The organism is Paenibacillus endophyticus (assembly GCF_014192395.1).
Classification (GTDB): Bacteria; Bacillota; Bacilli; order Paenibacillales; family Paenibacillaceae; genus Pristimantibacillus; species Pristimantibacillus endophyticus.
Genome location: NZ_JACHXW010000012.1, coordinates 15865 through 31253, shown reverse-complemented (window position 1 = coordinate 31253; position 15389 = coordinate 15865). Strand labels below are relative to the sequence as shown.

Below are 15389 nucleotides of genomic sequence, written 5' to 3'. Positions count from 1 at the left end.
GGCTCAAAAAAAGAACCCGTAACTTGCACGAGCTCCCTATCTTGCTACATGGGTTCTTTTAAATGTTTGAATTAGCAGATTACATGCCACCTCAAATCCAGGCTATGGCTGGAGCATCAACTTATTCTAGCGCCTTCAAACCGTGATGACAGACCACTTCGTATATCCCCGCTCTCACCGATAGCTCTAGCGAATACCTCGACGTGATCATGTGTCTTCAACTGCACGATTCCAGAAGCATCTATTATTCCTGTACGAGTAGTGAAGCTTTCTTGATCTGAGATCCGCGGGATGCCATTTATTAGAATGTCTAGATTTAGAGTTATTGCTGTTGGCGTCATCGATTCAAACAGAATGGTTGCTTGAAGCGTATAGATCCCGTTTTGCTTCGGCTGAAAGGTTGACGTAGAGGCATTGTATTCGTTGTTTAGGTCCAACAACTCTGCCTGATATCTAACCTTTGTGATAGTGGCATCCATTATCGATTGATCGTTGCCTGCTATTGCATGGAAAGCTGATTTTCGTATTTTGGGAAGCTTAACGGCAACTCTTTTGCATACAGGCTTTCTGCGAATGGCTCTATTAGAGATAGTCTTTTTAATAACGGTTTTTTTACATACAATTTTGGAGCAGACTTGTTTCTCAAGCCGTATACTCTTAAACGCCATTCTTGTTCCTCCTTGATATTTCCTAGCACTCGTTTTTCAATATCATATGGATGGAACATTCTAATAGATCCGCAAATGGCCTAATCATTACGAAAAAGGCTTGCCTTTTGCTTGGTATAAGCACCATTGCAAGAAGGCAAGCCTTTCTATTATTGCTTTATGACCACTTTATGATTGCGGTTAAAGTTTGTTCAATAGTACATAATCCTATTTTCCCATCACTACTCCGATAAATTTCTCCAAGGCGGTTACATCGGCAATATGGCTGTTGCAAGCTTCGCTGCTCACACACATGTAATTGCCAATTGCTTTGTAGTAATCGGGCGAAGCGTTAGCTGGCTTGAACTTCGTTACTGCCGAGAATAAGGCTACCTCTGCGTGGCGATTGCACAAGAAACAAACTCCTTTCTTATGAACGGGGGTCATTCTACCCTCAATCCCAATGAGCTGCTCATCTTGGCGATATAACAGGAACATTCGATTTGCTGCGACATCGGTCCAGCCTAAATATGTCAAATAGCGATAATCATAAGAGGTCAAATCCGGCAGCTTCAGCTTTTTCACTTTAGGAAACAGCTTCTTAATCTGTGCGGCCGTAACGGGGGTCCATTCCATCATTTGTGCTTCTAATGCATGCAAATAATGCTGGAATTCTTCCGTCTTTTTTAGCGCTGACAGCTTTGTTAAGCTTAGCAGCTCTAACTCCTTCGCATGAGGGAAGGCTTCTATGATTTTGGCAACCGTGCTGGAACGAACCGCGTCTACTACCCGTGGGTCAGATACGGTGTTGCAGGCTGTTTGCAGCAAATTTGTTTGTTTTTTCACTACATTGAATTGATGGTTTCTAATAAATGGTTGGATCATCGCTTCTCAGCCCCTTATTTATATTCGGAATTATAAGGTGCAAAGCCATTATTAGAAACGATATAAGCGTAAAACGGGCGACTTTCAATCAGTCATGCCCCATGCAAAGTATCGCCCTCTATTAGGCTTTGCATGAGCAGCGTATTATTCCGGCAATATGATTTGCCATTTCTATCGCCTCCTCTACTCCACCATTATAAATGGAATGCAGCTGCATCCGCAACTTCCCTCTATCTGATCATCGCTCTAATGGATATACGCTCAGCTGTTCGTTAGAAGTCCCTTAGCTATGGAAAAGCTTACTGGATACAAGCTGCCCTTGTATGCGAAGGAAGATTGCCCGCTCTCCTCCGAAATGACGATAACGAGTGCATCAGTCTGTTCCGACAAACCAATTGCCGCTCGATGGCGCGTGCCTAGCTTTTTGCCATCAACGCTAACCGTCGAAACGGGAAGCACATTAGCCGCCGATACGATTTGGTTCTCGATGATCAAAACGGCTCCGTCGTGAAGAGGATTCCCGGGATAAAAGATGGATTCCAACAAGGAATGGCTGAGCTGAGCGCCAATTGCGATGCCGGAATGGATAAAGGTGTGCAGAGGTTCCTTTCTCTGAATCATGATTAAGGCGCCATGTCTCCTAGTGGACAAATGCTGGATGGTTAAGGAAATGGCCGTGTAATCAATCGAGAACGCGGATAAATAGCATCTCAAATAAAAGGATGCAGCGACGCTTTCTGCTTGTTTGAAGGATTCTCGGATCTCTTCAAAATCACTTAATAAGCAATGGTTGTCATCGTCTATGAGCGATAAGCTATGCTGAAGCGCATTTGTTATTTCAGATAACTGCTGCTTCAATTGTTCTTTCATCGGCGATTCGTCGCAACTGAGCTGATTCAATGCAGATCCCCCAATTCTTGTAAAAGTCATAGTTCTAATCTCTGCCAATGACTGCTTTCCTATACAGACGTATCCAACGGATAAACCAAAACCCTATATTTTTAAAAGAAAGGCATATAGATTGTTGGGTTGGCATGACGCTTGTCGCAAGGTAAAATTTGAATGGTATACGAAGAAGCTTGGAGGGATTAGTAATGATGAAAGCTTTAGGAACCGGGGCTTATTATACGGGCAAGTACCGAAATTTATTCGAACAGTTCGGATATCATAATGAAGAGATTGAAAAGCGCGTCAAGGATACATGGGACAAACTATTTGAAGGCGATGATGATACAAGGATTTATTATGAAGCAGGGGAAAACATGGGATATCTGCTTGATACGGGGAACCTTGACGTACGAACCGAAGGCATGTCTTATGGCATGATGATGGCTGTACAAATGGGGCGCAAAGATATTTTCGATCGCATCTGGAGTTGGACCATGTCTTATATGTATATGGAGAATGGCGAAAATGCGGGTTATTTCGCTTGGTCATGCGAGATCGACGGAACTAAACGGTCTAACGGTCCTGCGCCTGACGGCGAGGAGTATTTTGCGCTTGCCCTTTTCTTTGCTTCGCATCGCTGGGGTGATGGACTCGCTCCATTTGATTACAGCGTCCAAGCAAGGAATCTCCTTCACGCCTGTGTCCATAAGGGAGAGAATAATGATGGTTTCCCGATGTGGGAGCCGAGCAATCACTTAATCAAATTCATACCTAATTGTGATTTTTCTGATCCGTCCTATCACTTGCCGCATTTTTATGATTTGTTCGCGCTTTGGGCGAACCCGGAAGACCGTGAATTTTGGGGAAAAGCTGCAGAAGCTAGCCGGAGTTATTTACAGCTGTCATGCCACCAGGCAACGGGGCTGGCACCGGAATATGCTTATTATGATGGTACGCCAAACAATGAACGCGGATACGGGCACTTTTTCAGTGACTCCTACCGTGTCGCCGCTAACATTGGTTTAGATACGGAATGGTTTGGCGTGGATGAATGGCAGCGAGAAGAAGCAAACCGCATACAAGCATTTTTTGCGGACATTTCCCCCTCCGACTATCGTCGATACACGATTGCTGGCGAGCCATTTGAAGAGAAATCCTTGCATCCGGTAGGTTTATTGGCAACGAATGCAATGGCCTCCCTTGCTTCAGCCGATGGCCCTAATGCCAAAGTTATGGTCGATTTACTATGGCAAACTCCGCTTCGAACAGGAGAGCGCAGATACTACGATAATTGTTTGTATTTATTCGCGATGCTTGCCTTAAGCGGGAATTTCAGAATCTGGATGCCTAATTAATGCTGCATTTTTGAAACGGGATAAGCCTTCTTTGAGCTCATGCGATACAGGGTCAAGCTTATTCCAAAGTTGAACGAGGCCGTCGCTTATGCCCTTCTTCACGCTGCTAAGCGGCGCTGCCTCTTCTCATGCTGTCATCTAGAACAAGCACCGTTTCCCCGACTTTTCCCCTAATCGTATCAGAAGATCTGACCAACGATGGCAAGTTTCACGCAAATATTCCGTTCCTAGCTCAATGGCCTCTGTGACCTCACTGGATAATAAAATCATTCCTTGTTCGCTTCGACCACGCTTTTCATTTGATAATCAAGCTGCTAATCAGGTCAGCTCCACGTTCGGCCTGAACGGCAAGGCTAGTCGCTCCGCAAGTAATCCCGTCGGTAACATCGATATTCGGGTCAGCTGAAGCATAAAAATACGCCAGTCGATGGAATCGACTGACGCTGCAAGAAGCTATAGTAGATTAGTAAGCCATCCAGCCTGCATCAGCAGCAACGACAGTGCCGTTAACGAAGCTCGCATCATCCGAAGCTAGGAACAATGCCACCTTAGCGATTTCTTCCGGTTCTCCGACACGGGGATTAATGCCCATACCAATCATTGCTCTCTCCATCCCGAACGAATTGGGTGCTTGCATAGAACTGCCAATATTCGTTTTCACGCCGCCTGGAGCAATGGCATTGCATCGAATGCCGAGCGGTGCATACTGGAAGCCGACATTTTTGGTGAACCCTACGATCGCATGCTTGGCAGCTGTATATGCAGCTCCTGCTCTAGAGCCTTGCAGGCCGCCTGCAGATGCAATATTAACGATGACGCCGCTTTTTCTTTCCGTAAAAATCGGCAGAACTTTGCGTGTTGTTCTCATCGGACCCGTCGTATTAATGGCAAAGACTCGCTCCCAGAGCTCATCTGTCAACTCTCCAGCAGGGACAAAGTTATCCATAATTCCCGCATTGTTTACCAGAATATCAACCGTTCCAAGCTTCTCCACGGCTGTGTCTATGAGATGCTGCACATCCTCTTCCTTTGCAACGTTACAAGCAACGGCAATCGCCTTCCCGCCATTTGCCTCAATTGCCGCAACGACCGTTTGCGCTGATTCGGCATGAAGGTCTGAAACGACCACTGAAGCACCTTCTGCCGCGAACAGCTCAGCAATCGCTTTGCCCATACCTGATGCCGCACCTGTAATGACTGCTACTTTTCCATTCAATCTCATGTCAGAAGCCTCCCTATTTTTGTCTTGAATAAGTTAATCGGTCAAATGATTCATTTAACCGTTCCGAGGAATAAAATAAACAGTTGTTCATTAGCTAACAGCTGTTACTTCGAGTATAATCAAATACGGAATCGATAAACAATCAGCAAAAAAGACGTATTTGTTATCTACTATACAAAGTAATAGATTTTGTTCGAAAACGTGGATAGGAAGTGATCCTCTTGACCGAAAATAATAAAAAAATAGATCGGCGAATTATAAGAAGCAGAGAAGCTTTACGAGAAGCACTGCTGTCATTGATGTCAAACAAACCATTCACTTCCATTTCGATTACGGAAATTGTGGAGGTAGCGAATTATAATAGAGGGACGTTCTACTCGAATTATGAGAGCAAAGAAGCGCTGCTTGACGAAATCATCTCGGGACTCATTCAGGATTTGCTTCGTTCCTTTCGGGCTCCATACGAGAACGTTGAGCTGTTCCGAATTGATGAGCTGCCTGCGAAATCAGTCATGATTTTTGACCATATCTATCAACATGCCTCCATTTATTCCATTCTCTTAAAAAGCGACGTATTATCGAATATTAGAGAAAAAATGTTTTCAGCCTTGAAAAAAATTACGCAGGAAGAGCTGATTCAATTGGATAACGGGATTGATAGCGAGCTGCACGCCATTTATTCCATCCATGCTTTAGTCGGGCTTGTCTTTTATTGGGTAGAAAGTGATTTCAAGCATTCCTCGGCCTATATGCAGGAGCAATTGGTGAAAATGATCAATTGGCGCCCGGCCGCAGCCAAAACAGCCATTAGATTAAACCGATAAGGCAACCAAATGGATATAATTTACATTTGCATTATAATATAGCCCAGACATATACCACTTTTCTTATAATCGCACGCTTGGAGGATACAAGGAATGACGGAAAAACCTAGACGATCGACCTTTCGCAGCAGGCTGGAAGATATGATTTCAGCACTGAGCGCTGATATTATTAACGGGAAGCTTCAGCCCGGTGACTTCTTGCCTTCGGAGCTCACACTCGTGGAACAATACCAGCTAAGCAAAAATTCAGTACGCAAAGGACTCGATAAGCTGCTAGAGCAGGAAATGATTGAGAAGGTGCCTCGAATCGGCACCAGAGTTGTCGGAACAGGGGCTAGCAGCGGAATAACGCTTAAGTTCGGATATTATCCTACGCTAATGCTGGAGGTTAATCTATCACAGCTGATTGCGCTCTTTAGGGAGCGCTTTCCTTACATTGAGGTTAAAATGGTTCCGATCTCCGAGTCATTGCTCGCCGCGAATCCGCAGGAGGCGATGGAACGCGATGAGCTGGATCTCCTAACTTTAAATACGCATCATTTCGGCGTCGCTTTGGATCAAGGAGCTTTGCCAGGCATGCTGGAACCGCTTCAACCAAATGCGGAAACGTATCCATTCCTATTGCAGTCTTTTATTCAAGCTGGTCATGTTTATGTCCAGCCGTTAACCTTCTCTCCGATCATCTTATGCTATAACAAACACCATTTCGCAGAAAAAAAGATGCCAGAGCCGGACAGCGGCTGGCATTGGTCTGATGTACAAACAGCAGCAAAAGCATTAACGATAAAACATGAGCGGATGGGCTTGTTTTTTCATTTGCAATCCAATAATCGTTGGCCGTTGTTTCTGCTGCAAAATAAGGTCGTATTCGATCGCAGCCCGGAAGGAAAACTTATCGTGGATAACAAGAGGTTTCGTGATGCGATGCAAATGAGCTTGCGACTCTTTGAAGGATTGAATCCGGAAATGCCGCATATGTCAGAGAATGATTCCGATAGCCAGTTGTTTTTCCTACAGCAAAAGGCTTCTATGATCATAACGAGCTATTATAGCTTGAACCACCTGCGCCATGCTGAGTTCGAGTATGATTTAGCTCCACTGCCCTATTTGGAGGAGGCGAGAACGCAATTGCTGACAATCGGTCTGTCGATTAATCGATCCAGCAGCAATAAAGCAGCAGCCCATACGCTGCTTCACTATTTGGTATCGAATGAAGCGCAGCAGCATATTCGCCAGCATTCTCTCAGCATTCCAAGCAGCAAGCCAGTCGCAGAGTGGACTGGCAAGGAGCTGCTGAATAGACCTTCCCGCTTTCACATGTACAGGGATATTATTCCTACCTTCCAAACCTATTCAGACATGAACATTACGTTATCCGAGCTGGAAATCATAAAACGCAATTTCAAGCTGTATTGGGCGCGCCTTGAGGACTTCGATTCGGCATTTCGTAAGCTGGAGGATGAGCTTGAAGCTATTGCGTTCACTCTGGATTAGCTGCCGCTCCCGAACCCTGTTCATAATGAACAAGCACGCCGAGCACCGAGCGAGGCGATTCACGAAGCAGCTCATATGCTTGTGATAGTGAGGTTAAATTCATCTCATGCGTGATGAGCGTTTCTATCGAAATACGTTTTTCCGACAGTAAACGGATGAATTCAGCCATATTCCGTCCTTCCGTCCATCTTATGTATCCAATCGGATAATCGGCTCCCTCGCGTTCGTAGCTGTTGTCGTATCTTCCTGGGCCTCCCGCACGCGAAATGAAGATTTGGGCCTCTTTGCTGAACATCAATTCCCGGTCAAAGCTCATGCCGACATCACCGACTATGATAACCTTGCCACGATCTCGAATCCAGCGCAGCGCTTGATTAATGATGCCGGGGTTGGCACCGTTCGCGCAGATGATGACGGCATCAGCCCCTTGCCGCTGAGTCATCTCGTCTATGGCGTTTTGAACCTTGCCCTCTTCGCTGTACACATGCTCGACGCCTGATCCCGAGAGATTGCTGCAGCGCTCTTCCAGAAGATCGAAGCCGATAAGCCGGTAACCGGAAGCTTCAGCAATTCGCCCGGCAATTTGCCCGAGAATGCCTAAGCCGACAACGATTACGGTTTCCCCGAAGTGAAGGTCAGACTGGCGCAGCGCATGAATGGCGATCGCGCCAATTCCGACAAAGGCCGCATCCGATGACCGGCATTCATCCGGCAGCGGGACGACCAGATGCTTCGGTATCGCCAACCATTCCGCATGCTTTACATATGGAGAACCATAGCAAGCTGCGCGCTGTCCCACTCGAACATGCGTTACTCCCTCCCCTACTTCACGCACATACCCCATCGCGCTGTAGCCAAGCGGAATCGGATAATCCGTTTTTTTGTTTTTTAAGAGAAGCTCAGTACCTGAGCTAATGGCCGAATAGTGGGTTTCGATTAATACCATGCCTGCTTCTAGGTGCGGAAATTCCTGGTTGATTATTTCTATCTTTCCACTTATTGAAACCGCTGCTTTCATGCGTTCGACCTTCATTTTGGATGCCTGCTTTCCGTATTGGAATATTGGTTCATATCTGGATCATATCAATATCGTATTCGCTTATATTGAAGCTGTCAAACCTTTTTTATCAACATGGACAATACGTGAATCTGCATCTCCACCGGATTGACGGGAAATTTGGCTCATAATATGATAGAAGGACAGATATCACTTTCTCTCTTATTCTCGATCATGCGTAGTCCGTATAGGAACGATATGGTCACGATATTACTGGAGGTTGCACATTGACTGACAATCCATCAACCATGCAGGGCTCGATCAACCACAATAATCCCTTACAGGGAGATTGCGAGAATTGTTTCGGATTATGCTGCGTTTCTTTACCCTACTCAGCTTCTGTGGACTTTGCCGAAGATAAACATGCGGGTCAGCCATGCAGCAATCTGCAGGCGGACTTTCGCTGCGGCATTCATGATTCATTGAGAAAAAAAGGATTTCGGGGTTGCACCGTCTATGATTGCTTTGGAGCTGGACAGAAGGTATCCAATCATACGTTCGGCGGCAAGCACTGGCGACAATCGCCGGATAACGCACAGCAAATGTTCGAGGTCTTTCCTATCATGTGGGAGCTGCAAGAGCTGTTATGGTACTTAGCCGAAGCAATGAGACTGGAATCAGCTCATCCCATCCGGCATGATCTAAGACAAGCATATGACGAAACGGAGCGACTTACGCTTCTTCATGCAGATGAACTGATTAAGCTGGAGGTTTCCGCCCACCGCGCAATGGTGAATGCACTACTGCTTCAAACTAGTGAGCTTGTCCGGGCTCGAGCTGCCAGCGGGCAAGCTCAGAAGTCGAGAAAGCCACAGAAGAAGTATGGTCGCGGAGCTGATCTTATGGGGGCGAAGCTTAGAGGAGCGAGTCTGCTTGGAGCCAATTTAAGAGGCGCTTACCTCATCGCGGCAGACTTAAGAGATGCTGACTTGCGCTCGGCTGACCTGATCGGTGCTGATTTCCGCGATACAGATATCCGAGGCGCTGATTTAACGGACAGTCTATTTCTAACGCAGGTTCAGCTTAATGCGGCAAAAGGCGATGCACATACAAAGCTGCCGCCAACGCTGTACCGTCCTACTCACTGGGCCAACTAGGTTTTCAACAGCAAAACGACTGAAGCTCATATTGGCTTCAGTCGTTTTGCATATTCGGCTGCATTTCTAATTATCTGCTGGAATGCTGAGCTTTTTGGTCCATGTTTTGCCGCCATCGCCTGTACTGTATAAGGATGGGCTTGAAACGCTAGTGTCTGCCATCCAGCCTTGGTTTTTGGTCGTAAAAGAGATCACGTTCTCGAAACCTTTAATCGGTTTCAGATTTGCCCACGTTTTGCCGCGGTCCAGTGAGCGGCCTACTCCAATTTGCTCACCAACCGGAGAAAATCCGCCGAGAATAGCAGCGCCGTCAACGAGTTCAAGGTTGCTGACATGACCGCCGGGAGAGGCTGGTCCCTCTTTCACAATACCGGCCGCTGCTCCTGGCGCAGGTCCTCCCCCTGCGGTTGCCTGACTGATCACTTTCCGCCAGCTCGAACCATTATCAGCAGACGCATATAGGGAATAAGATTGCTGGGACATGCCTACGCCGCCATTAAACCTCGCCCAAACCTCGCTACCGCTCACATAAAGCGCTCCTCCGCTTATCTCGCTAGACTTCACGCTAAGCTTAGTAGTCCAGCTGCTGCCTCCATCCGTCGTACGTGACAGCGTATATCCGAAGCCAGGCACAACGACTAATGCCCAGCCCTGTTTCAAGTTCAAGAACTCCGCGTAGCGCGTATTTGGCGGAGTGGCTATTTTAGTCCATGTTTTACCGCCATTTGCGGTCCTATAAGCAAAAGCTCTTGTATATCCAAAGCCGTTTTTAGCATCAAGAAATCGGATTCGTTCTAAAGCGATGCCACCTGTTGGAATTTTCGTGAAGGTACTTCCGCCATTCGTCGTTTGAATCAGCGCATTCGTACCTCCTGCTGCCGATTTTGCCAGTGCCCAGCCTGTCGTATTGGAAATGAAATCAAGCTGCGCAAATTGCCAGGTTCCTTTATAAATTGACTGCCAGGATGAACCAGCGTCTGAAGTGCCAATTAGGAAACCGTTTCCTGCCGCGCGCCCTGTCGTCCCGTTTAAAAATTGAATTTCGCTGAAATGGTAGCTTGTATCTCCTGCCGGCGTTCCGTTGAACAACTCTGTAGCGCCAACGCTTCCTGCTGCTTGTGTGAATGGCGCCGCAGCCGTTAATCCAACCGCAAGCGCAGCAGCAGCCAATCCTGATTTAAGCGGAATGATTCTCATTTGATGTTCCTCCAGTCTCAATGTTGGTCGTCAAGCATGCATATCATAAGATACCCTTGATGGACGCAAACGAATCGATTAATCAGACAGATTAAATTGACCCAACACAAGATGACCTGCTAAGGCGGCAAAAAAAAGGCTGTCTCACGTCATGGAAATGACGATTGAGACAGCCATAAAGCTAATCATTATACGGATTGTGCATGTTTTGCACGAGCCAGCTCGGTTGCTTCGACCATGTTTTTGAGAGAAGCAACCGTTTCTTCGTAGCCGCGTGTTTTAAGTCCGCAGTCCGGGTTAATCCAGAACAGCTTCGGATCGAGGACGCGCAAAGCACGATCAATCATGCTAGTCATCTCATCGACATGAGGTATGCGGGGGCTATGGATATCATATACGCCAAGGCCGATTCCCAGCTTATACGTGTTAAGCTCGAAGCTGTGGATCAGCTCGCCGTGACTGCGCGACGTTTCAATCGAGATAACGTCAGCATCCATATCCTCGATGGATCCAATCATGTCATGGAATTCGCAATAGCACATATGGGTATGGATTTGTGTGGTGTCTTGTACGGTGCACGTCGTCATGCGGAACGCTTTGACCGCCCATGCCAAATAATTGGCTTGGTCTTCCTCTTTCAGCGGCAAACCTTCGCGTACGGCCGGCTCATCGACTTGGATCATGCCAATGCCTGCTTGCTCAAGAGCTTCGACCTCTTGACGAAGCGCGTATGCAAGCTGGTAAGCAATCTGCTCACGTGAAATATCGTCGCGCACGAAAGACCAGTTCATAATCGTAATCGGGCCTGTAAGCATGCCTTTTACGGGACGTGCTGTTTTGGTTTGCGCGTATTTCGTTTCCTCAACGGTCATCGCCTCTTCGAATGCTACATCGCCATAAATAATAGGCGGTTTCACGCAGCGCGAGCCGTAGGATTGTACCCAGCCAAACTGAGTGAAAGCAAATCCAGCAAGCTTCTCGCCGAAAAATTCTACCATGTCAGTCCGTTCGAACTCACCATGAACAAGGACGTCAAGACCGATTTCCTCTTGCAGTTTGATCCAAATGTCAATTTGATCGCGAATGAACTGTGCATATTGCTCATTGTCCAACTCGCCTTTACGCCATTGTTGACGGGCTTTGCGAACCTCGGCGGATTGCGGGAAGCTTCCGATCGTCGTTGTAGGGAATATCGGCAATTGCCATTTTTGCTCTTGAACGGCATGACGTTTCTCGAATGGCAGGCTGCGAACAGGCTGTTTCGCGCTGATTGCAGCGACTGCCTGCTGAATGTCATTGCGGTTTCTTTCGCCGGATTGCTTCAACGCTTGAACGGAACGTTCATTTTCTTCCAGTTCTGCCGCATAGCTGCCCGCGCCTTGAGAAACTGCTTTTGTAAGAAGCACAAGCTCATCAAGCTTTTCGTCGGCAAAAGCGAGAGCGTTTTTGAGCTCTTCAGGCAGCTTCTGCTCGTTCTTAACCGTAACAGGAACGTGCAGCAGGCTGCTCGATGATTGAATAATTAAGCGATCGGAGCCCACTACTTGGGATAGCTGATTGATGAGAGCAAGCTTCTCGTTAAGCGATGCTTTCCATATGCCCCGGCCGTCAATAACGCCGGCGCCAAGTACTTTGTCTGCCGGGAAGCCCAGCTTCTGAATGGATGCAAGATTGGCTGACAAGCCGTGTACGAAATCCAGACCGATGCCTTTCACAGGCAGCGCAACGATGTCTTCATAGTGGTCAACGGATTCGAAATAAGTTTGGAGCATTATATTCAAATTCGGCACTGCAGCCGAGAAAGCAGCAAAGATGCGGTTCAGTCTGTTTATATCCTCTTGCGAAGCTTTCGTTACCAGAATCGGTTCATCGATCTGTACCCATTGCACGCCTTCGGCAGCCAGCTCCTGCAAGATTTGCACATAGAGCGGAACCAAACGGTCTAACCAAGCATCCGTTTCAGCTTTATTGTAGCCTTTGGACAGCTTTAGGAAGGTAAGCGGGCCAACAATGACAGGTTTTCCTTCAATGCCCAGCTTCTCTTTGGCTTCGCGGTAAGCTTGTAGCGGTTTGTTCTCGGTAAGGGTTGGCGCCGCGCCATCTAGCTCTGGAACGATATAGTGGTAGTTCGTATTGAACCATTTGGTCATTTCGCTTGCGGTAGCATCCTTTGTACCTCGTGCTATGCCATAATAGAGGGATAAAGGCACAACACCGCCGTTATATGTAAACCGTTTTGGAATCATGCCGAACATTGTTGCCGTATCCAGAATGTGATCATAATAGCTGAAATCATTGACTGCAATCAGATCAATGCCTTTTTCTTTTTGCTTGCGCAGATGGCTCAAACGAATCTCTTGCAGCTGAAGGACAAAGTCCGCTTCCTCCAGTTTGCCTGACCAAAAGGCTTCAAGCGCTTTTTTCCATTCTCTATCTGCACCAATACGGGGGTACCCGAGTACACTGCTTTTTGTCATGTGAAAGCTCCTCTGCAACTTGTTACTAGAAAGATAACATGGTTGAGTGGATATAGTGTAACTGTATTAAACTATATCTAGTTATAGCCGTTAGCTATACCAGAGTATTAGTTGGAGGTAGCCGTAATTAGCGCATCAATATAAGCAGCGCCAAGCTTGGAGAGAGCCGCGTTTTTCTGGGAAATCCACCCCACGTTAATCGTCTCTTCGCAGTCCAATGGCACGGGAATAATTTCGTTTCCGTTCAGGTCTTTGCTTAGCACGCCTGTTGATATGGTATACCCGTTCAAGCCGATCAGTAAATTAAAGAGCGTAGCCCGGTCATTCACGCGAATGCTTTTCTTATGCGAAATCGTACTGAGGATTTCCTCCGAGAAATGAAAGGAATTGTATTCGCCTTGGTCAAAGGAAAGATATGGATAATCCTGCAGCTGCTCGATCGTAACCATGGATTGCTGGGCAAGCGGATTTTTGATGCTGATAAAAATATGAGGCTTGGCTTGAAATAAGCTGGTAAATTGCAAATTTGCCGTTTTGAGCAGCTTGTTTATGACCTTCCCGTTGAACTCATTCAAATATAAAATACCGATTTCGCTGCGCATGCTTTTGACATCCTCAATAATTTCGTAGGTTTTTGTCTCGCGCAGCGTCAATTCATACTCATCATGGCCGTATTCTCTGATTAAGCTAACGAACGCGTTAACCGCAAATGCGTAATGCTGCGTGGACACCGAGAAATGCTGCGGCGAGGGCTTTGCGTTAAAATAACGGCTTTCCAGCAGTTCCGCTTGTTCGACAACTTGCCTGGCATAGCTTAAAAATTCCACGCCTTCCTTGGACAAGGTGATTCCCTTGTTCGATCGGTCAAAAATATCGAGCTGCAGCTCTTCCTCGAGATCCTTTATGGCGTTGGATAGGCTGGGCTGCGAAATAAACAGGCGCTTGGCGGCTTCGTTGATCGAGCCGCGGTTGGCGACCTCGATCACATATTTTAATTGCTGTAACGTCAAGGGCTTGCTCCTCTCAATTAGAAATGAAGGCTCATTAGGCTGATGCTGCGAGATGGTATGGCTCTATTCCACATTGTCCACGTTCGAAAGCTGTTGATCGAGCATTTGCATGGCAGCTTTCACTTGTGCTAAAGGCGCTTCAGCGTACCGATCTCCGATACTGATCTCGCAGTAACAGCTCTTCTCCCCTAATTCGCGAAGCGCATGGATAAGCCCGACGCCAGTCGCCTCGTATATACCAATGAGAATAGGCTCGAGCACGGCCTTGCTTACTCCGAAATGAACGTGAAACATATTGGACTGAGGCATGCCCGGCTTGGTTACGGCTTTTGTGCATTGATTAAACAGCATCGCGAGCTCTTTGGCACCATCATAATATTGTGTCATCTTCCTGATTCTTTTCTGGAAATAGTAATTCGAGCTGACAATATAAGGATAGAGGCTGATAAGATCGCCGCCATGACGTCTTTTCCATACTTTCGACTTTTCGGTAAAGCTGCTGCTTCCTGCAAGAATAGCGCCAGCGATTCCCCCGATTCCTTTATAAAAAGACACATACACGCTATCAAACAAAGCGCAAATTTCGGAGGCTGATTTCTGATAATACGGCGTAATTTCAAACAATCTTGCTCCGTCGAGATGAAGCTTTATTTGGTTGGATCGGCAGTATGCGGATATAGCTGCAAGTTCGTCAAAGGACGGCAGCTCCCCGCCAATTTCTCGCTGCGGAAGCTCAAGGAGCAGGCATGATATTTCGTCTTGCATGTCTTTGATGTCCGCAAGGGTAATCAGCCGATTAGCATCCGCTAGCAGGACGCACTCGATATGATGAAGCTCCTTTAGACCATCCTCCTCATGGATCTCCAAATGGCATAGCGGATGATAGGCCACCCGTCTAATGCCTGCCTCGTCGCTCCAGATTCTAAGCGCAATCTGCTGTGCCATCGTCCCGCTCGGGAAAAACACAGCAGATTCCATGCCAAGTTGCTCAGCCATTTGCTGCTGGAAATCCTCAATGACGCTGCCTTTTCCATACATATCGCTAACGAGGCTGCCCTCAATCTCCCTAAAAGCTTCTTTCAAAACATCCGCGTTTCTTTTGCCGTGACCGCCAAGCGGATAAGCTGCCTTTTCAAAAGCAACAGCCAGCGTTGTTGTACCATTACTCATCGGTTCATACTCCTTCTGTAAAATGCTTACTATTATTGTATCATACAGCCTTATTACGATTCTGGG

Annotated in this window: 13 protein-coding genes; 4 read left to right on the top strand and 9 right to left on the bottom strand. The window is 46.9% G+C overall.

Annotated elements, in window-relative coordinates; genetic code table 11:
• Positions 1-116: 116 nt before the first annotated feature.
• The 3 genes from FHS16_RS18820 to cdaS form a co-directional block, all read right to left on the bottom strand.
• Complete coding sequence (locus tag FHS16_RS18820; protein WP_183566015.1) at positions 117-668, bottom strand: hypothetical protein; 552 nt, start codon at positions 666-668, stop codon at positions 117-119.
• Positions 669-875: 207 nt separating this feature from the next.
• Positions 876-1532, bottom strand: coding sequence for a FusB/FusC family EF-G-binding protein (locus FHS16_RS18815; RefSeq protein ID WP_183566012.1), 657 nt, complete (start codon positions 1530-1532; stop codon positions 876-878).
• Between the two features lie 261 nt (positions 1533-1793).
• Positions 1794-2432 carry a sporulation-specific diadenylate cyclase CdaS gene (gene cdaS, locus FHS16_RS18810; RefSeq protein ID WP_183566008.1) on the bottom strand — a complete coding sequence of 213 codons (639 nt, stop codon included), beginning with the start codon at positions 2430-2432 and terminating at the stop codon, positions 1794-1796.
• Between the two features lie 194 nt (positions 2433-2626).
• Here cdaS and FHS16_RS18805 point away from each other — a divergent pair, with 194 nt between their 5' ends.
• Positions 2627-3775, top strand: coding sequence for a family 8 glycosyl hydrolase (locus tag FHS16_RS18805; RefSeq protein WP_183566005.1), 1149 nt, complete (start codon positions 2627-2629; stop codon positions 3773-3775).
• 463 nt (positions 3776-4238) lie between these two features.
• Here the strand turns inward: FHS16_RS18805 and FHS16_RS18800 are convergent, their stop codons facing one another.
• Positions 4239-4997 carry an SDR family oxidoreductase gene (locus FHS16_RS18800; RefSeq protein ID WP_183566002.1) on the bottom strand — a complete coding sequence of 253 codons (759 nt, stop codon included), beginning with the start codon at positions 4995-4997 and terminating at the stop codon, positions 4239-4241.
• 221 nt (positions 4998-5218) lie between these two features.
• Here FHS16_RS18800 and FHS16_RS18795 point away from each other — a divergent pair, with 221 nt between their 5' ends.
• Together FHS16_RS18795 and FHS16_RS18790 are read left to right on the top strand one after the other, a co-directional pair.
• Positions 5219-5821, top strand: a complete 603-nt coding sequence (locus FHS16_RS18795) for a TetR/AcrR family transcriptional regulator (RefSeq protein WP_183565999.1) — start codon at positions 5219-5221, stop codon at positions 5819-5821.
• 93 nt (positions 5822-5914) lie between these two features.
• Positions 5915-7315, top strand: a complete 1401-nt coding sequence (locus tag FHS16_RS18790) for an extracellular solute-binding protein (protein ID WP_183565996.1) — start codon at positions 5915-5917, stop codon at positions 7313-7315.
• On the opposite strand, the gene FHS16_RS18785 is transcribed toward FHS16_RS18790, so the two are convergent.
• Entirely contained in the window at positions 7302-8348 is a 1047-nt protein-coding gene (locus FHS16_RS18785) for a zinc-dependent alcohol dehydrogenase (protein WP_246431832.1), read from the bottom strand. The genes FHS16_RS18790 and FHS16_RS18785 overlap by 14 nt on opposite strands.
• Before the next feature lie 272 nt (positions 8349-8620).
• Between FHS16_RS18785 and FHS16_RS18780 the strand changes: the two genes are divergently transcribed.
• A complete protein-coding gene (locus tag FHS16_RS18780) occupies positions 8621-9469 on the top strand; it encodes a pentapeptide repeat-containing protein (RefSeq protein WP_183566378.1) in 849 nt (282 codons plus the stop codon).
• 66 nt (positions 9470-9535) lie between these two features.
• Here the strand turns inward: FHS16_RS18780 and FHS16_RS18775 are convergent, their stop codons facing one another.
• The 4 genes from FHS16_RS18775 to FHS16_RS18760 form a co-directional block, all read right to left on the bottom strand.
• Positions 9536-10666 carry a WD40/YVTN/BNR-like repeat-containing protein gene (locus tag FHS16_RS18775; RefSeq protein WP_183565980.1) on the bottom strand — a complete coding sequence of 377 codons (1131 nt, stop codon included), beginning with the start codon at positions 10664-10666 and terminating at the stop codon, positions 9536-9538.
• A 188-nt stretch (positions 10667-10854) separates the two neighbouring features.
• Complete coding sequence (gene metE / locus FHS16_RS18770) at positions 10855-13143, bottom strand: 5-methyltetrahydropteroyltriglutamate--homocysteine S-methyltransferase (protein ID WP_183565977.1); 2289 nt, start codon at positions 13141-13143, stop codon at positions 10855-10857.
• A 107-nt stretch (positions 13144-13250) separates the two neighbouring features.
• Positions 13251-14153, bottom strand: a complete 903-nt coding sequence (locus FHS16_RS18765) for a LysR family transcriptional regulator (RefSeq protein ID WP_183565974.1) — start codon at positions 14151-14153, stop codon at positions 13251-13253.
• 63 nt (positions 14154-14216) lie between these two features.
• The gene (locus FHS16_RS18760) at positions 14217-15323 is read right to left on the bottom strand and encodes a threonine aldolase family protein (RefSeq protein WP_183565971.1); all 1107 of its coding nucleotides are present in this window, start codon (positions 15321-15323) and stop codon (positions 14217-14219) included.
• Between the last annotated feature and the right edge of the window lie 66 nt (positions 15324-15389).